Raw genomic sequence first — 20,334 nt, forward strand, 5'->3', positions numbered from 1 at the left:
TGACGACAATTTCCTCGCTTCAGTCCAACTCGCCGCAATCCGAATATGGATCAAAGAAAATGAGTCGGTGGCCTAGAGCGCCGCGCGTCCTGTCGGACGCACAAAGGACGCTCTAACTCTTTGAATGAGCATCGGAATTATCCAAAAACCGATTCCACTTTTTGGTCCGATGCTCTAACCCGGCGGCCTTTTATCGTCTGCAAAATGCTATGCGGACTTATACAGCCAGACTCCGCAGCACATATTGCAAGATGCCGCCATTCTTGTAGTAGTCCAGCTCATCAAGCGTATCGATGCGGCACAGAATCGGCACCTCCTTGACCGAGCCATCGGCATAAGTCACCTTCGCCACCATTTTCTGACGCGGTTTGATATTTTCCACACCATCGATTTCGACCGTTTCGTCGCCCTTGAGATTGAGCGTGGCCCAGGAAGCGCCATCCTCGAAGACGAAGGGGATAACCCCCATGCCAACCAGATTGGAGCGATGGATCCGCTCGAATGACTGGGCAATCACGGCCCGGATGCCCAGAAGATTGGTGCCCTTGGCCGCCCAGTCACGCGATGAGCCATTGCCATATTCAACACCGGCAAAGACCACCAGTGGCACATTCTCCTTCTTATACTCCATGGCCGCGTCATAAATCGACATCTCTTCCTTGGAAGGATAGTGGATCGTGTAGCCCCCTTCCCTGCCGTTCTCGCCCAGCATGTGGTTGCGCAGGCGGATATTGGCGAATGTGCCGCGCATCATCACCTCATGATTGCCGCGGCGTGTGCCATACTGGTTGAAATCAGCCGCCTTGACGCCATGATCCATCAGATATTTGCCCGCAGGTGAAGCAGCCTTGATCGATCCGGCTGGCGAAATATGGTCGGTGGTGATCTTGTCGCCAAACAGACCCAGGACACGCGCGCCCTTGATGTCCGAAATGGCGCCGGCCTTCTTGCCCATCCCGGCAAAGTAGGGCGGGTTTTGCACATAGGTCGAGCTGTTGTCCCAGGTATAGGTCTGGCTGCTGGGCGCCTGCACCTTCTGCCAGTTTTCATCGCCCTTGAAGACATCCGCATATTTACGGGCGAAAAGCTCGCGGGTGACGTTCTTTTCGATGAACTCCTGAATCTCGGCCGAAGTCGGCCAGATATCACGCAGATAGACCGGATTTCCATCACGGTCCTCACCCAGCGGTTCCGTAGTCAGGTCCTTTGTTACCGTTCCGGCCAGCGCATGGGCAACCACCAGCGGCGGCGAGGCCAGATAGTTTGCCTGCGTATCCGGCGATACGCGCCCCTCAAAGTTGCGATTGCCGGAAAGCACTGCCGCAGCAATCAGATCCTTGTCATTGATGGTCTTGGAAACCGGGGCAGGCAGCGGGCCGGAATTGCCGATACAGGTGGTGCAGCCAAACCCGACCAGATTGAAGCCAACCTGATCCAGTTCCTTTTGCAGGCTTGCTTTTTCCAGATATTCAGCAACCACTTGCGAGCCCGGAGCCAGCGATGTCTTGACCCATGGCTTCGGCTTCAGGCCAAGGCGGTTGGCATTGCGGGCCAGAAGACCAGCGCCAATCAGCACTGACGGGTTGGAGGTGTTGGTGCACGAGGTGATGGCTGCAATCACCACATCGCCATGGCCAAGGTCATAATCTTCGCCCTCAACCGCGTAGCGTTTGGAAAGATCGGCAACCTTCTTGTATTCGGTCTCCATCGCCTGCGCAAAACCGGCAGGAATTTCTTCCAGCGCAACACGGCCTTCAGGGCGCTTGGGGCCGGCCATGGACGGCACAACCGTGCTCAGATCCAGTTCCAGCGTATCGGTAAACACCGGCTCGGCCGAATCAGTATCGCGCCACATGCCCTGCGCCTTGGAATAGGCCTCAACCAGCGCAATACGATCTTCATTGCGGCCGGATATGGTCAGATAGCGCAGCGTTTCGTCATCGACAGGGAAGAAGCCGCAGGTTGCGCCATATTCAGGAGCCATATTGCCAATGGTGGCGCGGTCGGCCAGCGTCATGTTGGAAAGGCCGGGGCCATAAAATTCAACGAACTTGCCGACAACGCCCTTCTTGCGCAGCATCTGGGTGACGGTGAGCACAAGGTCGGTGGCGGTGACGCCTTCCTTCACCTTGCCGGTCAGGCGAAAGCCGATCACTTCGGGCAAAAGCATGGAAACAGGCTGGCCAAGCATGGCGGCTTCAGCCTCAATGCCACCCACGCCCCAGCCCAGAACGCCAAGACCATTGATCATGGTGGTATGGGAATCGGTGCCCACGCATGTGTCGGGATAGGCCGTAGTTGTGCCATCCTCGTCCTTCGTCCAGACCACCTGCCCCAGATATTCAAGATTCACCTGATGGCAGATGCCGGTGCCCGGCGGCACGACGCGGAAATTGTCAAATGCCTGCTGGCCCCATTTCAGGAATTTGTAGCGCTCTTCATTGCGCTCATATTCCAGCTCGACATTGCGGGCAAAAGCCATCGGCGTACCGAATTCGTCAACAATGACCGAGTGGTCGATGACCAGATCAACCGGCACCAGCGGATTGATCTTTTGCGGATCGCCACCAAGTGCTACCAGACCATCGCGCATGGCAGCCAAATCGACCACGGCTGGCACACCGGTAAAATCCTGCATCAGAACACGCGCCGGACGATAAGCAATTTCCACACCGGCAGTGCCCTTGTCAGTCAGCCAGGCAGCAACAGCCTTGATCGACTCCTTGGTGACAGAGCGGCCATCCTCGTTGCGCAGCAGATTTTCCAGCAGCACTTTCATCGAGTAGGGAAGTCGGGAAATACCGGCAAGGCCGTTCTTTTCGGCCTCGGTCAGATCATAATAAACATATTCAGCGCCAGCAGCGGTCAAGGTGCGGCGACAATTGAAACTATCGAGAGATTTGGACACGTGCGACCCCATCTTAAAATCAGTTCAGCCGAGTGGGCAGCGAACTCCGATGGCATGCTCATCACGCGCAAAGGTGCGGGTACGGCCATTTCCGCTGTCCGCTCCCAAGCGCTCGGGCCGTTCAAGGCGGCTCGCGCACCGATCCGGCGCAATATGGTTTCCTTCCCCGACCGCTGGGGTTGGTAAGCTGCATATAGAGATTATTGTAGAATAGTTCTAGACGACATTCAGGTATTTTTGCCACAGCGGAACCTAACGCAATGCAACGAACCACAAAAACCGGGCCCATGCGGCTGATTGGCGATAATCTGAGCGCAGAGCGTGGCGGTGACCCCATCTTTGCTCAAATCAGCTTTACAGTGGAAAGCGGTCAGGCACTGGTCATCACCGGCCCGAACGGTTCTGGAAAATCCACCTTGTTGCGTGTGATTGCCGGTCTCCTGCCTGCCATGGAAGGCCAGATGCGGCTGGAAGGCGCGGGCGACAACTGGCCGACACCGGCAGCAGCCTGCCACTATGTCGGCCATCTCAACGCCATGAAAACAGCGCTGAGCGTGAATGAGAATCTTCAATTCTGGCAGCATTTCATGGGAGAACCCGCTCTTGGCATCGCCGAGGCGCTGGACGAGGTGGAGCTTGGCCATGTCGGACATCTGCCGTTTGGCTATCTGTCCACCGGCCAGAAGCGGCGCGCCGCCCTTGCCCGGTTGCTGACCAGCCACCGGCCCGTCTGGCTGCTTGACGAACCGACCGCCGGTCTCGACAAAGCCTCCGAGACACGGCTGGCTGCCCTGATGAAGCGGCATCTTGATACTTCAGGCATCATCCTTGCCGCAACGCATCTGCCGCTTGGTATCAAGGCTGAGGAACTGCGCATGGGAGATACATGGCGTGGCTGAGACAGTTGCCGATTTCAACAGGAGAACAAGATAATGTGGGCGCTTTTCCTGCGTGACCTGCGCCTTTCCCTGCGCGTTGGCGGCGGTGCGCTGACCGGCATCATCTTCTTTCTTGCCGTCATCGCCACTATTCCTTTCGGTGTCGGGCCAGACCTCAATCTGCTGGCGCGCATCGGCCCGGCATTTCTGTGGATCGGTGCCCTGCTGGCATCGCTACTCGGCCTTGATCGCCTGTTTCAGGCCGACCGTGAAGACGGCTCTCTCGACCTTCTGGTTCTGGAGGCCGACCGCCACATGCTGGCGCTGACCGTATTGATCAAATGCCTGGCCCATTGGGCCGGATCAGTGCTGCCACTGGTCATTGCCTCGCCCCTGCTTGGCCTGTTCATGAATATGGAGCCGCTGGCGATCGGCGCAACCGCCCTGACCCTGCTTGTCGGCACCCCGGCCATCACCTTTATCGGTGCGGTGGGGGCGGCTGTTGCTGTTGCCCTGCCTCGTGGCGGCCTGCTGATCTCGATCCTTGTGCTGCCACTGACCATTCCGGCCCTGATCTTTGGCGTTTCGGCAAGCTATGGCGCCACGCAAGACCCTGCGCCCTTCCTTCAGCCTTTTTTGATCCTTGTCGCGCTGACCCTGTTTCTGGCTGTCATCGGGCCACTGGGGGCTGCGCTGGCGTTACGCCGCAGCAGCGACTGATTGCATGGGACGCTGCCCCAGTCTAAGAAAAACAAACCATGCTGAATGTTCTTAAATCAGAACCAGATTGCAGAAAGACACCTCAGGTGCGACCATGACCACGCATGATCTTTATGTCGCCGCCGCCTATGGCATCACCTTTCTGGTGCTGGCAGGTCTGATCGGATGGGTCTTGCTGGACCAGCACGCGCGCCGTCGCGAACTTGCACAACTGGAAGCAGCAGGCATTCGTCGCCGCTCTGCCAGGAAGGCTGAAAAATCATGAGTCGGCAGCCCCCCCAGACGCGCTCACGGCGGCTGATTTTTCTGCTGCCGCTGGGTGTTTTTTTGACCTTGAGCGGCATCTTCCTGATGCAACTCATGTCAGGGCGCGATATTTCCGAACTTCCCTCGGCCCTGATTGGCGAACCGGCGCCCGAAACTCAACTACCGCCGCTTTCCGGCTCCAATCTGCCTGGCCTTGATTCAAAAGAATTTGAGGGCCAGGTAACTCTGGTCAATGTATTTGCCTCATGGTGCGTGCCCTGCCGCGACGAACACCCGATGATGATGGAACTGGGGCGCGACGGACGTTTTGTCGTGACCGGCCTTAACTATAAGGACAAGCCCGCCAATGCGTTGCAGTTTCTGACCGAGCTTGGCAATCCTTACAGCGCCATCGGCGCGGATGAAAATGGCCGGGCCGGTATTTATTGGGGCGTTTATGGCGTGCCGGAAACTTTTGTTCTCGGCAAGGACGGGCGCATTTCCTACAAGCATGTCGGTCCGCTGACACCTGCCTCCTTGCGTGACAGGCTCATGCCCGAAATCGAAAAGGCGCTGGCGGCGTCTTAACGCAGGTCGCGATCTTTCAGATTCATACGACCTGCTTTAGGTCCTTGTTTTTACGCATGTCTTTATCCTGAAATTGGTTCCCAATTCAGGAGACAGGCTCTAATCTATTTCTTCTTCGCAGCAGGCTCGTCGAGCGAATGGCGCATGATCAGCGGCATCTGGCTCATGGTAAAGGCAATGGTGATCGGCATGGTGCCCCACACCTTGAACGCCACCCAGAAATCGGTTGAAAACAACCGCCAGACCACCTCGTTGAGCAGCGCCAGAAACAGGAAAAACAAGCCCCAGCGCCAGGTCAGCTTGCGCCAGCCCTCAGCATCCAGCCTGAAGGCAGAATCAAACACATAGCCAAGCAGCGATTTGCCAAAAGCCAGCCCGCCCAGCAGCACAGCGCCAAACAGCACATTGACGATTGTGGGCTTCATCTTGATGAAAAGCTCATCCTGCAAATAAAGCGTCAGCGCGCCAAACACCATCACCACCACACCTGAGACCAGCGGCATGATCGGCAAGGTACGGGTCAGCAACCAGGAAATGGCCAGCGCCAGCACGGTCGCGGCCATGAACAGGCCCGTGGCAATAAAAAGCGGCCCGCCAAATTCAGCCAGCGCCGGAATTTTTTCCACCAGCCAATCGCTGCGCGAATTGGCAAAGAAAAAAACCATGAGCGGTCCCAGCTCCAACGCCAGCTTGAGCACGGGGTTGAGGCCTTCCTTTGCCCCCTTGCGCGCTTCAGAAGAAGGATCAGGCTCGAATAAGGGCTGGTTCATTGGCTTGCTGCTACCTGAAAAATTGCGTTTAACATATCGGGTCCGTTAAAGCGTGTCGCAATCTTTCAGATTCACGAAACCCGCTTTAAGCATTTGTTTTTACGCATGATTTTATCCAAAAAGTCTGCAACTTTTTTTTAAAATCATGCTCTAGCCGGTTCCGGCGATGGCTCTGGCAAATTCATTGGCCGAAAATGGTTCCAGATCATCCACACCTTCACCGACACCGATGAAATAAACCGGCAATTTGTGCCTGGCCGCAATGGCCACAAGAATACCGCCGCGCGCCGTACCATCCAGCTTGGTCATCACCAGCCCGTTGACACCGGCAACATTGCGAAAAATCTCCACCTGATTAAGCGCATTCTGGCCGGTGGTGGCATCAACCGTCTGCAACACGGTGTGCGGTGCTTCCGGGTCGAGCTTGCCAAGAACGCGCACGATCTTTTCAAGCTCGGCCATCAGTTCAGCGCTGTTTTGCAACCGGCCAGCCGTATCGATAATCAGCACATCCGAACCTGCCGCCTTTGCCTGTTTAAAGGCATCATAGGCAAGACCGGCAGCATCGGCGCCGAGTTTTGTTGCAATCACCGGCGAGCGGGTGCGCTCGCCCCAGATTTTAAGCTGCTCGATTGCGGCGGCCCGAAACGTATCACCTGCTGCCAGCATCACCGAAAGCCCGCCTTCGGTCAGCTTGGCCGCCAGCTTGCCAATGGTAGTGGTCTTGCCGGTGCCATTGACACCGACCACGAGAATGACATGCGGCTTATGGGCAAGGTCAAGCTCCAGCGGCCTGGCGACAGGGCCTAAAACCTTTTCCACTTCCGCCGCCATTACGGCGCGCACATCCTCATCGGAGACATCCTTGCCATAGCGGCTGGCGGCCAGCGCATCGGTTACGCGCAGCGCTGTCTCAATCCCAAGATCGGCGCGGATCAGCACATCTTCCAGATCCTGCAGCGTGTCGTCATCAAGCTTGCGCCGGGTAAAGACACCGGCAATATTGCCCGAAAGTTCGCGTGAGGAGCGCGACAACCCCTCGCGCATGCGCTGGAACCATGGTTTTTTAGGCGCTTCTACAGGTGCGGCCTGTTCAAGCACCTTTTCTTCCACCTTTTTTGCCACCGTCACTTTTTTGATGACGGGTTTCAGCTCTGGCTCTGGCTCTGGCTCTGGCTCTGGCTCTGGCTCTTCGAGACCAACAATTTCCGGTTCGGCAGGAAAGGCCTCTGTCACGATTTCAGGCAAAGTCTCTGGCGCAAGCACAGCCTCTGCTTCAGGAACCGGTTCCTGCGCTTGTTCCGCCTGCTTGTTGCCGAAGGAAAAAACCTTCTTGATGAAGTTGAACGCCATGAATTTCCTCGACCTCAGGCCGCATATGCGGCACGCGGCACCGCCTGAAGCTGTGCGCCATCATGGCCCGTCACCACCGCTTCGATAATCTCGCCGGGCTGACCTGCCCCGATAGCAGCCAGCGTAAATCCTTCCGTGCGGCCAAGCCCTTCGCGCTCAATCAATATTGACTGAGACGTTCCGGCAAGCAAATCCAGATGGTGGCGATAGGCAGCATCGCCCACCGCCCGCAGCCGTGCTGCCCGCTCCTTCACCACCTCGCGGGCGACCTGCGGCATACGCGCTGCCGGTGTTCCTTCACGCGGGCTGAAGGGAAAGACATGCAGATGGGTCAGGCCACACTCCTCGACAATATCCAGCGAACGCTGGAACATGTCCTCGGTTTCGGTGGGAAACCCGGCAATAATATCTGCACCAAACACAATGTCGGGCCGCAGCTTGCGCACCTGCTCGCAAAAACGGATGGAATCAGCGCGCAAATGCCGGCGCTTCATGCGCTTCAGGGTCAGATCGTCACCTGCCTGCAAGGACAGGTGCAGATGCGGCATCAACCGCTTTTGTGTGGCAATCGCGTCGAGAAGCTCGTCATCGGCCTCAATCGAATCAATCGATGACAGCCGCAACCGCTTCACATCAGGCACTTGCGTCAGAATGGTCTTCACCAGCCGCCCCAGCTTTGGCGCACCCGGCAGGTCAGCGCCATAGCTGGTCATATCAACCCCCGACAGCACCACTTCGGCATAGCCATTGCCCGCCAGCCGCTTCACCTGCTCCACCACGCCCCCCATCGGTACCGAGCGTGAATTGCCCCGCCCATAGGGAATGATGCAGAAGGTGCAGCGATGGTCACAGCCATTTTGCACCTGCACGAAGGCTCTGGCGCGCCCTTCAATGGCATCGACCATATGAAACGCCGTCTCACGCACCGAGAATATGTCGTTGACGCGGGCTTTTTCAAACTGATTGACACCAAAATCCGGCAAGGCGCGATAGGAATGGCTGTGCAGCTTTTCCTCATTGCCCAGAACAAGATCAACCTCATCCATGGCCACAAATTCCTGCGGCCCGGTTTGAGCCGCGCAGCCGGTGACGATAATGCGCGCCTGCGGATTTTCACGCCGGGCCTTGCGGATCGACTGCCGCGCCTGGCGCACCGCTTCTGCGGTCACCGCACAGGTGTTGAAGATGATGGCCCCGCCCTCCAGTTCGCCAAGCCCGGCAGCACTGGCCTCCCGGCGCATCACCTCTGATTCATAGGTGTTCAACCGGCAGCCGAAAGTGACGACCTCTATGCCCTTTGCGTCCTCACCCATCAGGCCAGACCTTCTCCATTGCGCGACCATTTGCCGGTTTCGGGTTCAAAATAGCCGGTAAATTCCATTTCCACCGCACCTGTCAGCACAACATGGTCATCCTCGCGCCAGTCAACCTGAAGCGCTCCACCGGGTGCGGTTAACGACACGCTGCGGCCGGTGCGGCGGGTGCGCGCGGCCGACACGGCGGCAGCACAGGCTGCCGTTCCACAGGCTTTTGTCAGCCCCGCCCCCCGCTCCCAGGTGCGGATTATCAGATGATCAGGCCCGCTCAACTGCGCAATGGTGATATTAACGCGCTCGGGAAACAGCGGATGATGCTCCAGCATCGGCCCGAAGCGGTCGAGTTCATAAGACCACACATCTTCATCCACCCAGAAGATGACATGCGGATTGCCCATTGAAACGGCAGATGGAGAATGCAGCACCGGAGCATCGATCGGCCCGACCTGCAATTCGATCATACGTGTGTCACGAAACTCTTCTGCAAGCGGGATTTCCTGCCAGTCAAAACGGGGTTTTCCCATATCAACCGAAATCGAACCATCTTCGTTACTATGCGCATTGAGAATGCCGGCAATTGTCTCAAAGGTAAAAGCGCTTTTGCCCGTCGCCAGCGCCAGCATCTGCACCACGCAGCGTGTGCCATTGCCACAGGCTTGCGCAAAAGACCCATCCTGATTGAGAATTTCAATGAAATAATCGGTGCCCGGTATGCGCGCATCATAAACGGCCATAATCTGATCGAAATGCATGACAGGATCAGCCGCCAACACCAGTGCGGCCTGCGGTAAGATGCGGTCGGCACGGCCACGCATATCGGCAACAATAATCTTGTTGCCGATGCCGTTCATTCTGGCAAAAGGGGCTAAGCCTGCCATTGGCGTTTTACTTCCAGTCATTTTTATTTTGTGCATGTCTTTATGCCTCAACCTGACCCGGTTTTCGGCCAGCATGGCTTTGCGCGTTATATGGCGGAAATCAGCACCAATTACCAGTGCGCAGCCCCTTGCAAAGGCAACATGGGCACCATGAAGCCATGCCTGCGACATGTAAAAGAGGTCGGACAATTGCCTTTGTGTGCCTCCGTGCGATGATGTAAAAATACAACAGTTGTAAATACAAACCGAATTTTAACCATATGGCGTTGAAATTCTGCCACCTTCACCGGATTGGGTAAGGCTTGAGTTTGGTAACGGGCCTGCGGGCCTGCGGAGGTGGTTATGGCATTTCTAAGAGTAAGCGCAGTTGCGGCAATCGGTGCGGCTCTTTTGGCAAGCGGCTGCACAAGTTCGCGCTTTTCTTCCATGGATACGCGGCCCGAACCGCTTCAGGCTTCCCCCTCCGGCACCGTTTCGTCCGCTCAGCTTCCGCCACCCAGTGGCCCGCAAGCCTCCTATGACCCCTCACAATTTCCCGCCGCTCCCCAGCCAGACCCGCAAATGGCCTCACTGACACCCGGTGGCGGCGCACCTGAAGGAGCCGCAGACCTGACGCCTTCAAGCGTTGCCGGTGTCTGGACCGTCAATCTCAGCGGCCAGAGCTGCAAGGTGGCAACCCCGCAAACCAAATTCGGACAAGGATACCGGGCAGGCCCGCTGCGCTGCCCGGCCCCGGTTGATAATGTGAAATCGTGGAATGTGTCCGGCAAGCAACTGACCCTTTATGATCAGGATGGCGGCGCCCTTGCCCAGCTTTATTCCTCCGGCGGCCGCTTTGATGGCCAGACCACCAATGGCCTGCCCATTTCACTAACCCGCTAAATCAATCTCCCGGAACTGACGGGCAACCTACGGCAAGCATAATATGCGTCTGCAAGACGGTCTCCAGATCCGCGCAACCGTCAGGAAAAATTACCTGCACCGCGTCGAAACCGGGGCGGTTCGCCGTGACGAGGCGCAACTTGTCATTGCCGACCGGCTCGACCGGCTCATTGACGAAATTGCGCAGAAACGGCTGACCCGAAAATCCAGCGCGCTTGGCTGGCTGTTTGCCAAAAGACAAGAGAAAAAAGCCACAATCCGTGGCCTCTACATCCATGGCGGCGTCGGGCGCGGCAAGACCATGTTAATGGATATGTTCTTTGACATGGTGCCAGCACGCAAAAAGCGCCGCGCTCATTTCAATGACTTCATGGCCGATGTGCAAGACCGCATCCAGAAGCACCGGCAGGCGCGCTTGGCTGGCAGCACGTCAGAAGACGACCCCATCGCGCCTGTGGCGCGCGCATTGGCTGAAGAAGCCTGGGTCTTGTGTTTCGATGAATTTGCCGTGACCGATATTGCTGACGCCATGATCCTGTCACGGCTGTTTTCCGCCCTGTTCGAGCAGGGCGTGGTGCTGGTGGCCACCTCCAATGTTGCCCCGCAAAATCTCTACCATAATGGCCTGAACCGCCAGCTTTTCCTGCCCTTCATTGCCATTCTGGAACGCCATGCCGAAGTGTTGAGCCTCGACATCGGCACCGACTACCGGCTGGAAAAACTAAACAGCCTGCCGGTTTACATCACCCCCGCCGATGCAAGCGCCGACGCTGCACTTGATAGCGCCTGGGAGATGATGACCGAAGGCCAGATCAGCCAACCGGCCAGCATTGCTCTCAAGGGCCGCAGCATAAAAATTCCGTGCGCTGCGGGCGATGCCGCTCGCTTCAATTTTGCCGATCTGTGCGAAAAGCCATTGGGCGCGCGCGATTATCTGGCCATTGCCACGCATTATTCCACGATCTTCATCGACCATGTTCCGGTGCTCGATGAAACCCGGCGCAATGAGGCCAAACGTTTTATCCTGCTGATTGACGTGATTTACGATCAGAAATTACGCCTGGTGCTGAGTGCTGCGGCCCCGCCAACCCGCCTTTATACAGGCCGCAACGGCACCGAAGCGTTTGAATTTGACCGCACCATTTCGCGCCTCATCGAAATGCAAAGCCATGACTGGCGCGACATGTGGGCAAACCGCAAAACAACACCGGAAAAGAATGCGGACAAAAATCCTTGAGCCGTCCGCCATTATTTGGCGACAATTTTTGGCTCATAGCTGCTGGACAATAATTAAAACTTCAAAAAATATTGACGTTAACGTAACTCAAACCTGTTCTAAACGATTGAAATTTCAGACTTCAAATTAACCGTTTGAATTTTTTTGGGGTCAGCGCTATGGGTGCAGCGAAATTTTATGGCGCCATCCATGATCCGGTTGCCATTTTGCGCCATCGCGGCGCGCTCACAGCACAAGGAACCGTCCTGATATGGCACGCAAGAAAATTGCACTGATTGGCTCCGGCATGATCGGCGGCACGCTCGCCCATCTGATCGGATTGAAAGAGCTGGGCGATGTTATCTTATTCGACATTGCCGAGGGCATTCCGCAGGGCAAAGGTCTCGATATTGCCGAATCTTCACCGGTTGAAGGCATTGACGCCCGCTATACCGGCGTCAATGACTATGCTGGCATTGAAGGTGCCGATGTGTGCATCGTCACTGCCGGTGTGCCGCGCAAGCCCGGCATGAGCCGCGACGATCTTTTAGGTATCAATCTGAAAGTGATGGAACAGGTTGGCGCAGGTATTGCCAAATATGCGCCGAACGCCTTTGTCATCTGCATCACCAACCCGCTCGACGCCATGGTCTGGGCGTTGCAAAAGTTCTCCGGCCTGCCCAGAAATCAGGTTGTGGGCATGGCAGGCGTTCTTGATTCCGCCCGTTTCCGCTATTTTCTTGCCGAAGAATTCAATGTCTCGGTCGAGGATGTTTCAGCCATGACGCTGGGCGGCCATGGTGACGACATGGTGCCGATGGTTCGCTATTCCACCGTTGCCGGTGTGCCGCTGCCTGATCTGGTCAAGATGGGCTGGACCTCACAGGAAAAACTGGACGCCATTGTCGAGCGCACCCGCAAGGGTGGCGGCGAGATTGTCGGCCTGCTCAAGACCGGCTCGGCCTATTATGCTCCGGCAGCCTCTGCCATCGCCATGGCCGAGAGCTATCTGAAAGACAAGAAGCGCGTGCTGCCTTGTGCTGCGCATCTCAATGGCCAATATGGTGTGAAAGACACCTATGTCGGTGTTCCCGTGGTGATTGGCGCAGGCGGCGTGGAGCGCATTATCGAACTGGAATTCAATGGTCAGGAACAGGCCATGTTCGACAAGTCACTTGCTGCCGTCCAGAGCCTCACCGAGGCGTGTCTGGGCATTGCACCGCAACTTGCCCAAAAATAATCAAGAGAGGCTTGTAAATGAATATCCATGAATATCAGGGCAAGCAGCTCCTGAAAGCCTATGGCGCACCTGTCGCTGACGGTGTTGCCATTCTGTCGGCCTCTGAAGCCGAAGCTGCCGCAAAATCGCTTCCGGGTCCGCTTTATGTGGTCAAGAGCCAGATCCATGCCGGTGGTCGCGGCAAGGGCAGGTTCAAGGAATTGCCGCCCGACGCCAAGGGCGGTGTGCGCCTGGCCAAATCGGTTGAAGAAGTTGTCGCCAATGCCAACGAGATGCTGGGCAACACGCTGGTGACCAAGCAGACCGGCGATGCCGGCAAGCAGGTCAACCGCCTCTATATCGAAGATGGCGCCGATATTGACCGCGAGCTTTATCTGTCGCTGCTGGTTGATCGCACTGTCGGCCGTGTTGCTTTTGTCGTCTCGACCGAGGGCGGCATGGACATTGAGGCGGTTGCCGAAGCCACGCCTGAAAAGATCATCACAATTGCCATCGACCCTGAAACCGGGGTGAGCGACGCCGACGTGAATGCGCTCAATGCAGCGCTGAAACTGTCGGGCGAAGCCGCAGAAGACGGCAAGAAGCTGTTTCCGCTTCTCTACAGGGCTTTTACCGAAAAGGACATGAGCCTTCTGGAAATCAACCCGCTGATCGTCATGGAAAATGGTCGCCTGCGCGTTCTCGACGCCAAGGTTTCCTTCGACGGCAATGCCCTGTTCCGCCATGATGATGTGAAGGAATTGCGCGACGAGACCGAGGAGGATTCCAAGGAAATCGAGGCCTCGAAATGGGACCTTGCCTATGTTGCGCTCGATGGCAATATCGGCTGCATGGTCAATGGCGCGGGCCTTGCCATGGCCACCATGGACATCATCAAGCTCTACGGGGCCGAGCCTGCCAATTTCTGTGATGTGGGCGGCGGTGCTGGCAAGGAAAAAGTTGCCGCGGCATTCAAGATCATCACGGCCGACCCGCGCGTTGAAGGCATTCTGGTCAATATTTTCGGCGGCATCATGAAATGCGATGTCATTGCCGAAGGTGTTGTGGCGGCCGTCAGGGAAGTGGGCCTGAAAGTACCGCTGGTGGTGCGCCTTGAAGGCACCAATGTCGAACTGGGCAAGAAGATCATCAATGAGAGCGGGCTCAATGTCATCTCCGCCGATGATCTGGATGATGCCGCCCAGAAGATCGTCAAGGCCGTTAAGGGAAACTGAACCACGATGTCCATTCTCATCAATAAAGACACAAAAATTCTGGTTCAGGGCCTGACCGGCAAGACCGGTACTTTCCACACGGAACAGGCGCTGGCCTATCATGGCACGCAGATGGTTGGCGGCATTCACCCCAAGAAGGGCGGCGAAAGCTGGACCGGCGCTGCGGGCGACACGCTGCCGATTTTTTCTTCCGTCGCTGAAGGGCGTGAAAAGACCGGCGCCACGGCTTCAGTCGTCTATGTGCCCCCGGCAGGGGCAGCTGCCGCCATTCTTGAGGCCATTGAGGCTGAAATGGAACTGATCGTGTGCATTACCGAGGGCATCCCGGTCATGGATATGGTCAAGGTCAAGGCCCGGCTTGAAAAGTCGAAATCACGCCTGATCGGTCCCAACTGCCCCGGCATCGTCACCCCCGACGAATGCAAGATCGGCATCATGCCCGGCAATATCTTCCGCAAGGGTTCGGTTGGCGTTGTCTCACGCTCCGGCACGCTGACTTATGAAGCCGTGTTCCAGACCACCAATGAAGGTCTTGGCCAATCCACTGCCGTCGGTATTGGCGGTGATCCGGTCAAGGGCACTGAATTCATCGACATGCTGGAAATGTTCCTTGCCGATGAGGCCACGCAATCGATCATCATGATCGGCGAAATCGGTGGCTCGGCTGAAGAAGAGGCTGCACAATTCATCATCGATGAAGCCAGGCGCGGCCGCAAAAAGCCGATGGCTGGCTTTATTGCCGGACGCACCGCCCCTCCGGGCCGCACCATGGGCCATGCCGGTGCTGTCATTTCCGGCGGCAAGGGCGGAGCCGAAGACAAGATTGCCGCCATGGAAGCAGCCGGCATCCGGGTTTCGCCCTCACCGGCACGACTGGGAACAACGCTGGTTGAAGCCATCAAGGGCTAGTGGAATGAATTTGACATTCGACACCTGCTTGATGTCGGCCTCGAGATCGAATGTCAAATTTAGAAATTCCACTAGAATCATAGGCTTGCTAGTGGTTCTGTTGTTTCCAACATTTGCCCCGCGTCCGATACAAATGGGATGCAAATGTTGGAAACGAACCACTAGAGCATGATCCCAAAAAGTTGCAGACTTTTTGGATAAGATCATGCGCACAAATAAAGGCTTGGAGTATGGTAGCGATCTAAGAAAAGCCATCATCCTCCAGGCACTTGCCGGGCGGTCCTCCTGCCCGGCAAATGGCTCCATATAAGGGGCCTAAGGAGGGGACTTGAACCCAAAGGGTGGTATCACCACCCATCCATCGGCAGCAGCGCCGCTAACCGTCAGGAGTTGAAGCAAAGGCTTCAAAGCGACATGTCGAGACAAGACCAGAACAACGATCAATTTTCTCTCACCTCCTTCCTCTATGGCGGCAATGCCGACTATATCGAGGCCCTCCATGCCGCATGGCAGGACGAGCCCTCATCTGTCGATCAGGAATGGCAGGATTTTTTCAGCGCCCTGAAAGACGATGCCTCCGTGGTGAAGAAAAACGCCGAAGGCGCTTCATGGAAACGGCCCGGCTGGCCAATGTCGGAAAATGGCGAGCTGGTTTCAGCCTTTGACGGCAATTGGGGCCTGATCGAAAAAACCATCGGCAAGAAGGTCAAGGAAAAGTCCTCTGACGCCCAAAGCCCGCTTTCCAATGTCGATGTGCATCAGGCAACGCGCGATTCCGTGCATGCCATCATGATGATCCGGGCCTATCGCATGCGCGGTCATCTGCATGCCGATCTCGACCCGCTGGGCATTGCCAACCCGCAGGAAGACTACAATGAATTGTCGCCGCAAAATTATGGTTTTACGGAAGCCGATTATGACCGGCCCATCTTCCTCGACAATGTTTTAGGCCTCGAATATGCCACCGTGCGCCAGATGCTCGACATTCTGACCCGCACCTATTGCTCGACGCTTGGCGTCGAATTCATGCATATTTCCGACCCGGAAGAAAAAGCCTGGATTCAAGAGCGCATCGAAGGCGCCAACAAGGAAATCACCTTTACGAGCGAAGGCAAGAAGGCCATCCTGTCAAAGCTGGTCGAGGCCGAAGGCTTTGAGCAGTTTATCGATGTCAAATACAAGGGCACCAAGCGTTTCGGCCTTGATGGCAGCGAATCCCTGATCCCGGCGCTGGAGCAGATCGTCAAGCGCGGCGGGGCACTCGGCCTGAAGGAAATCGTGCTTGGCATGGCCCATCGCGGCCGCCTCAACGTGCTGTCCCAGGTCATGGCCAAGCCGCACCGCGCCATTTTCCATGAATTCAAGGGCGGCTCTTTTGCGCCCGACGATGTGGAAGGTTCAGGCGATGTGAAATACCATCTGGGGGCCTCGTCAGACCGCGTTTTCGACGGCAATGAGGTGCATTTGTCGCTGACAGCCAATCCTTCACATCTTGAAATCGTCAATCCGGTGGTGATGGGCAAGGCGCGCGCCAAACAAGACAAGCTTGCCGGTCGCAACCGCGAGGAAATTGTGCCGCTCTCTGAACGTGTTCGGGTGTTGCCGCTGCTGATCCACGGCGACGCCGCCTTTGCCGGTCAGGGCGTGGTCGCCGAAATTTTAGGATTATCGGGCCTGCGCGGCCATCGCGTTGCCGGCACTGTGCATTTCATCATCAACAACCAGATCGGTTTTACCACCAATCCGCGTTATTCGCGCTCGTCACCTTATCCGTCTGACGTCGCCAAGATGATTGAAGCGCCGATTTTCCACGTCAATGGCGATGACCCTGAAGCGGTGGTCTTTGCCGCCAAGGTGGCCACGGAATTTCGCATGAAATTCCACAAGCCCGTCGTCGTTGACATGCTGTGCTATCGTCGCTTTGGCCACAATGAGGGCGATGAGCCAGCCTTCACACAGCCGATCATGTACCGCGCCATCCGCACTCACAAGACGACCTTGCAGCTTTATGGCGAGCGCCTGATCTCCGAGGGCCTGATCACACAAGATGAGATCGACGCCATGAAGGCGCAGTGGCGCGAACATCTGGAAAAAGAGTTCGAAGCCGGTCAAAGCTACAAGCCCAACAAGGCAGACTGGCTGGATGGTGTCTGGTCCGGTCTGCGTGTGGCTGACCATCAGGACGAACTGCGCCGCGGCAAGACCGCCGTTCCGGCCAAGACGCTGAAGGAAATGGGCAAGAAACTCACCGAAGTGCCGAAGGATTTCGAGGTCCATCGCACCATTCAGCGTTTCCTCAACAATCGGCGCAACGCCATTGAAACCGGCGAGGGCATTGACTGGGCAACAGCCGAGGCTCTGGCCTTTGGTTCAATCCTGCTCGATGGCAATCACATCCGTCTCTCCGGTCAGGATTCAGAACGCGGCACTTTTTCCCAGCGTCATTCCGTGCTTTACGACCAGCGCAATGAAAACCGCTATATTCCGCTCAACAACCTCTCGGCAGCGCAAGCCGGTTATGAGGTCATCAACTCGATGCTGTCGGAAGAGGCCGTGCTCGGCTTTGAATATGGTTATTCGCTTTCAGCTCCCAAAACACTGACCATGTGGGAAGCGCAGTTTGGCGATTTTGCCAATGGCGCGCAGGTGGTGTTTGATCAGTTCATCTCATCGGGTGAGCGCAAATGGCTGCGCATGTCGGGTCTGGTGTGCCTGTTGCCGCATGGCTATGAAGGCCAGGGTCCTGAACATTCCTCAGCGCGGCTGGAACGTTTTCTTCAGCTTTGCGCCGAAGACAATATGCAGGTTGCCTATTGCTCCACACCGGCAAATTACTTTCACATCCTGCGTCGGCAGTTGAAGCGCGATTTCCGCAAGCCGCTGATCCTGATGACGCCAAAGTCGCTGCTGCGCCACAAGCGCGCCACCTCGACCATTGCCGAACTGTCAGGCGAAAGCTGCTTCCACCGGCTTTTGTGGGATGATGCGCAATATCTTGGTGACCAGCCGATCAAGCTGGTGAAAGATTCCAAGATCCGCCGCGTCGTCCTGTGCTCGGGCAAGGTCTATTACGACCTTTACGAAGAGCGCGAAAAGCGCGGCATTGACGACATCTATCTGCTGCGCGTGGAACAGCTTTACCCGTTCCCGGCCAAGGCGTTGATTACCGAACTGTCGCGCTTTCGCAATGCGGAAATGATATGGTGTCAGGAAGAACCCAAAAATATGGGCGCATGGTCGTTCATCGAACCCTATCTGGAATGGGTGCTTGCCCATATTGACGCAAAGCACCAGCGTGTACGCTATACTGGCCGCCCGGCCGCCGCCTCTCCGGCAACCGGGCTCATGTCGACGCATCTAGCGCAGCTTGCCGCCTTCCTTGAAGATGCACTCGGTCAACAATAACTGGATAAAGAGAACGGACAGGCACAATGGCTACTGAAATTCGCGTTCCCACTCTCGGCGAATCCGTGTCCGAGGCCACGATCGGCAAATGGTTCAAGAAAGTCGGCGATGCGATTGCTGTCGATGAACCGCTGGTCGAACTTGAAACTGACAAGGTGACGATCGAAGTGCCAGCACCAGCCGCAGGCACATTGGTCGAGATCACCGCCCAAGAAGGCGAAACCGTCAATCCTGACGCATTGCTGGGCACGATTGGCGAAGGCAAGGGAGCTGCTGTATCTGCTCCTGCTGCAGCGGCTGCTCCAGCGCCTGCCGCCAGCGAAGCACCAGTCAGCACATCTGCCATGCCGCCTGCCCCATCAGCAGCCAAGCTGCTGGCTGAAAACACGCTGTCGGCCGATCAGATTGCAGGGTCCGGCAAACGCGGTCAGGCGCTCAAGGGCGATGTGCTTGAGGCTGTCGCCAAGGGAATTTCCGCCCAACCCACCCCTCAACCAGCCGCAGCGCCTGCTGTTGCGCGCCCTGCTTCTGCCGCCGAAGACGAGGTGCGTGAAGAGCGGGTGCGCATGACAAGGCTGCGCCAGACCATTGCGCGCCGCCTGAAGGATGCGCAAAACACCGCTGCCATGCTGACCACCTTCAATGAGGTGGACATGAAGCCGGTGATGGATCTGCGCGCCAGATACAAGGATTTGTTTGAGAAGAAGCATGGCGTAAAGCTTGGCTTCATGGGGCTGTTCACCAAGGCCGTCACCCATGCGCTCAAGGAAATTCCTTCCATCAATGCCGAGATCGACGGCACCGACATCATCTATAAGAATTATGCCCATATCGGTGTTGCGGTTGGTACCGACAAGGGGCTTGTCGTTCCGGTGGTCCGCGATGCCGACAGCCTGTCGATTGCCGAGGTTGAGAAGGAAATTTCCCGCCTTGGCCTGGCTGCCCGTGACGGCAAGCTGGCGCTTGGCGACATGCAGGGCGGCACCTTCACCATCTCCAATGGTGGTGTCTATGGCTCACTGATGTCGACCCCGATCCTCAATGCCCCCCAATCCGGTATTCTGGGCATGCACAAGATCGAGCAGCGCCCGGTGGTGGTTGGTGGCGAGATCGTCATTCGTCCGATGATGTATCTGGCCCTGTCTTATGACCACCGCATTGTTGATGGCAAGGAAGCCGTGACCTTCCTCGTGCGCGTCAAGGAAACTCTGGAGGACCCGGAGCGTCTGGTTCTGGATCTCTGATCGGAGGGCTGTCATCCGTGGCGGCAAAATATCTTGTCAGGCATGGCGGCAGGGCAATCTGCCTTGTTGCCATACTCGTTGCCCATATCCCGACAGCGCAGGCCGCCTGTCCGGTCGAATTGTCTGTCTATGAAGACAGCAGCAAAATGGCCGGGATTGATTTCCGGCCCACCGGACACTCCATGGTGGTGACCAACACATTCAGGATGAATTTGCGCAATGGCATCCAGCTTGATGGCATTGTCATGTGGAGCAAGGAAACGCCGCGCCCTTATGCTTCACTGCATTATCAATGCCCCGAAGGCGATGTCACCGGCGAGGAAATTGCCGAATGCACGCTTTGGGAAGGACCGCTCTATGCTGTGGGACAAGACGGGAAGGCCAGCCTGATGCCTGCTGAAGCAACACCGGCCCCGCAAGCGCTGATCCTGCCTGATCTTGGTCCGGCATTGCATCAGGCTGCCATTTTCGGTGAAGATGCAAAAGACATTCCCGAAGATATTTTCAGGCTGAGCGGCTGTCAGGAATAGGTTTTCACCAGCGCGCCATCTGGCCGCTACACCTGTA

Annotated in this window: 18 protein-coding genes; 13 read left to right on the forward strand and 5 right to left on the reverse strand. The window is 56.7% G+C overall.

All coding sequences use genetic code 11. The annotated features are described in order from the left end of the window. Nucleotides 1-217 precede the first annotated feature (217 nt). The gene (gene acnA, locus ACFPLB_RS02620) at nt 218-2,908 is read right to left on the reverse strand and encodes an aconitate hydratase AcnA (RefSeq protein WP_378227719.1); all 2,691 of its coding nucleotides are present in this window, start codon (nt 2,906-2,908) and stop codon (nt 218-220) included. Between acnA and ACFPLB_RS02625 the strand changes: the two genes are divergently transcribed. The 5 genes from ACFPLB_RS02625 (at nt 2,909) to ACFPLB_RS02645 (ending at nt 5,340) form a co-directional block, all read left to right on the forward strand. Beyond that, nucleotides 2,909-3,094 (forward strand): hypothetical protein, encoded by a 186-nt coding sequence (locus ACFPLB_RS02625; RefSeq protein WP_378227720.1) that lies wholly within the window; start codon nt 2,909-2,911, stop codon nt 3,092-3,094. Between the two features lie 101 nt (nt 3,095-3,195). Next, nucleotides 3,196-3,807 (forward strand): heme ABC exporter ATP-binding protein CcmA, encoded by a 612-nt coding sequence (ccmA, locus tag ACFPLB_RS02630; protein ID WP_378227825.1) that lies wholly within the window; start codon nt 3,196-3,198, stop codon nt 3,805-3,807. A gap of 33 nt (nt 3,808-3,840) precedes the next feature. Beyond that, nucleotides 3,841-4,506: a heme exporter protein CcmB gene (ccmB, locus tag ACFPLB_RS02635; protein WP_378227721.1), complete on the forward strand. Its 666-nt coding sequence runs from the start codon at nt 3,841-3,843 to the stop codon at nt 4,504-4,506. Nucleotides 4,507-4,600: 94 nt separating this feature from the next. Then, nucleotides 4,601-4,771, forward strand: a complete 171-nt coding sequence (gene ccmD, locus ACFPLB_RS02640) for a heme exporter protein CcmD (protein WP_378227722.1) — start codon at nt 4,601-4,603, stop codon at nt 4,769-4,771. Beyond that, entirely contained in the window at nt 4,768-5,340 is a 573-nt protein-coding gene (locus tag ACFPLB_RS02645) for a DsbE family thiol:disulfide interchange protein (protein WP_378227723.1), read from the forward strand. The genes ccmD and ACFPLB_RS02645 overlap by 4 nt, the downstream gene beginning before the upstream one ends. A 104-nt stretch (nt 5,341-5,444) precedes the next feature. Here the strand turns inward: ACFPLB_RS02645 and ACFPLB_RS02650 are convergent, their stop codons facing one another. The 4 genes from ACFPLB_RS02650 to dapF all read right to left on the reverse strand — a co-directional run bounded on the left by ACFPLB_RS02650 (nt 5,445) and on the right by dapF (nt 9,657). Beyond that, entirely contained in the window at nt 5,445-6,110 is a 666-nt protein-coding gene (locus ACFPLB_RS02650) for a septation protein A (RefSeq protein ID WP_378227724.1), read from the reverse strand. 150 nt (nt 6,111-6,260) lie between these two features. Continuing rightward, nucleotides 6,261-7,463, reverse strand: coding sequence for a signal recognition particle-docking protein FtsY (ftsY, locus tag ACFPLB_RS02655; RefSeq protein ID WP_378227725.1), 1,203 nt, complete (start codon nt 7,461-7,463; stop codon nt 6,261-6,263). Nucleotides 7,464-7,477: 14 nt separating this feature from the next. After that, nucleotides 7,478-8,776, reverse strand: coding sequence for a tRNA (N(6)-L-threonylcarbamoyladenosine(37)-C(2))-methylthiotransferase MtaB (gene mtaB / locus ACFPLB_RS02660; protein ID WP_378227726.1), 1,299 nt, complete (start codon nt 8,774-8,776; stop codon nt 7,478-7,480). Continuing rightward, entirely contained in the window at nt 8,776-9,657 is an 882-nt protein-coding gene (gene dapF, locus ACFPLB_RS02665) for a diaminopimelate epimerase (protein ID WP_378227727.1), read from the reverse strand. The genes mtaB and dapF overlap by 1 nt, the downstream gene beginning before the upstream one ends. Before the next feature lie 342 nt (nt 9,658-9,999). On the opposite strand from dapF, the gene ACFPLB_RS02670 reads away from it, so the two are divergent. The 8 genes from ACFPLB_RS02670 (at nt 10,000) to ACFPLB_RS02705 (ending at nt 20,297) form a co-directional block, all read left to right on the forward strand. Then, the gene (locus tag ACFPLB_RS02670) at nt 10,000-10,539 is read left to right on the forward strand and encodes a protease inhibitor Inh/omp19 family protein (RefSeq protein ID WP_378227729.1); all 540 of its coding nucleotides are present in this window, start codon (nt 10,000-10,002) and stop codon (nt 10,537-10,539) included. Between the two features lie 43 nt (nt 10,540-10,582). Then, a complete protein-coding gene (zapE, locus tag ACFPLB_RS02675; RefSeq protein ID WP_378227731.1) occupies nt 10,583-11,776 on the forward strand; it encodes a cell division protein ZapE in 1,194 nt (397 codons plus the stop codon). A gap of 250 nt (nt 11,777-12,026) precedes the next feature. After that, nucleotides 12,027-12,995, forward strand: a complete 969-nt coding sequence (mdh, locus tag ACFPLB_RS02680; RefSeq protein WP_378227733.1) for a malate dehydrogenase — start codon at nt 12,027-12,029, stop codon at nt 12,993-12,995. A gap of 17 nt (nt 12,996-13,012) precedes the next feature. Beyond that, complete coding sequence (gene sucC, locus ACFPLB_RS02685; RefSeq protein WP_378227735.1) at nt 13,013-14,209, forward strand: ADP-forming succinate--CoA ligase subunit beta; 1,197 nt, start codon at nt 13,013-13,015, stop codon at nt 14,207-14,209. A gap of 6 nt (nt 14,210-14,215) precedes the next feature. Beyond that, nucleotides 14,216-15,118 carry a succinate--CoA ligase subunit alpha gene (sucD, locus tag ACFPLB_RS02690; protein WP_378227736.1) on the forward strand — a complete coding sequence of 301 codons (903 nt, stop codon included), beginning with the start codon at nt 14,216-14,218 and terminating at the stop codon, nt 15,116-15,118. Nucleotides 15,119-15,532: 414 nt separating this feature from the next. Beyond that, nucleotides 15,533-18,523 (forward strand): 2-oxoglutarate dehydrogenase E1 component, encoded by a 2,991-nt coding sequence (locus tag ACFPLB_RS02695; protein WP_378227737.1) that lies wholly within the window; start codon nt 15,533-15,535, stop codon nt 18,521-18,523. A gap of 26 nt (nt 18,524-18,549) precedes the next feature. Next, nucleotides 18,550-19,767, forward strand: a complete 1,218-nt coding sequence (gene odhB / locus ACFPLB_RS02700) for a 2-oxoglutarate dehydrogenase complex dihydrolipoyllysine-residue succinyltransferase (protein WP_378227738.1) — start codon at nt 18,550-18,552, stop codon at nt 19,765-19,767. A gap of 17 nt (nt 19,768-19,784) precedes the next feature. Beyond that, on the forward strand, nt 19,785-20,297 hold the full coding sequence (locus tag ACFPLB_RS02705) for a hypothetical protein (RefSeq protein ID WP_378227739.1): 513 nt from the start codon (nt 19,785-19,787) through the stop codon (nt 20,295-20,297). Nucleotides 20,298-20,334 lie beyond the last annotated feature (37 nt).

Source organism: Aquamicrobium segne, from assembly GCF_042656785.1.
GTDB classification, from domain to species: domain Bacteria; phylum Pseudomonadota; class Alphaproteobacteria; order Rhizobiales; family Rhizobiaceae; genus Mesorhizobium; species Mesorhizobium segne.

Bases quoted from the DNA above. Each gene is read 5' to 3' on its own strand.
- ccmA (WP_378227825.1), top strand. From the start codon at position 3,196: ATGCGGCTGATTGGCGATAATCTGAGCGCAGAGCGTGGCGGTGACCCC.
- sucD (WP_378227736.1), top strand. From the start codon at position 14,216: ATGTCCATTCTCATCAATAAAGACACAAAAATTCTGGTTCAGGGCCTG.
- sucC (WP_378227735.1), top strand. From the start codon at position 13,013: ATGAATATCCATGAATATCAGGGCAAGCAGCTCCTGAAAGCCTATGGC.
- mtaB (WP_378227726.1), bottom strand. From the start codon at position 8,776: ATGGGTGAGGACGCAAAGGGCATAGAGGTCGTCACTTTCGGCTGCCGG.
- odhB (WP_378227738.1), top strand. From the start codon at position 18,550: ATGGCTACTGAAATTCGCGTTCCCACTCTCGGCGAATCCGTGTCCGAG.
- ACFPLB_RS02650 (WP_378227724.1), bottom strand. From the start codon at position 6,110: ATGAACCAGCCCTTATTCGAGCCTGATCCTTCTTCTGAAGCGCGCAAG.
- ccmB (WP_378227721.1), top strand. From the start codon at position 3,841: ATGTGGGCGCTTTTCCTGCGTGACCTGCGCCTTTCCCTGCGCGTTGGC.
- ccmD (WP_378227722.1), top strand. From the start codon at position 4,601: ATGACCACGCATGATCTTTATGTCGCCGCCGCCTATGGCATCACCTTT.
- dapF (WP_378227727.1), bottom strand. From the start codon at position 9,657: ATGGCAGGCTTAGCCCCTTTTGCCAGAATGAACGGCATCGGCAACAAG.
- ACFPLB_RS02645 (WP_378227723.1), top strand. From the start codon at position 4,768: ATGAGTCGGCAGCCCCCCCAGACGCGCTCACGGCGGCTGATTTTTCTG.
- ACFPLB_RS02695 (WP_378227737.1), top strand. From the start codon at position 15,533: ATGTCGAGACAAGACCAGAACAACGATCAATTTTCTCTCACCTCCTTC.
- zapE (WP_378227731.1), top strand. From the start codon at position 10,583: ATGCGTCTGCAAGACGGTCTCCAGATCCGCGCAACCGTCAGGAAAAAT.
- ftsY (WP_378227725.1), bottom strand. From the start codon at position 7,463: ATGGCGTTCAACTTCATCAAGAAGGTTTTTTCCTTCGGCAACAAGCAG.
- ACFPLB_RS02670 (WP_378227729.1), top strand. From the start codon at position 10,000: ATGGCATTTCTAAGAGTAAGCGCAGTTGCGGCAATCGGTGCGGCTCTT.
- mdh (WP_378227733.1), top strand. From the start codon at position 12,027: ATGGCACGCAAGAAAATTGCACTGATTGGCTCCGGCATGATCGGCGGC.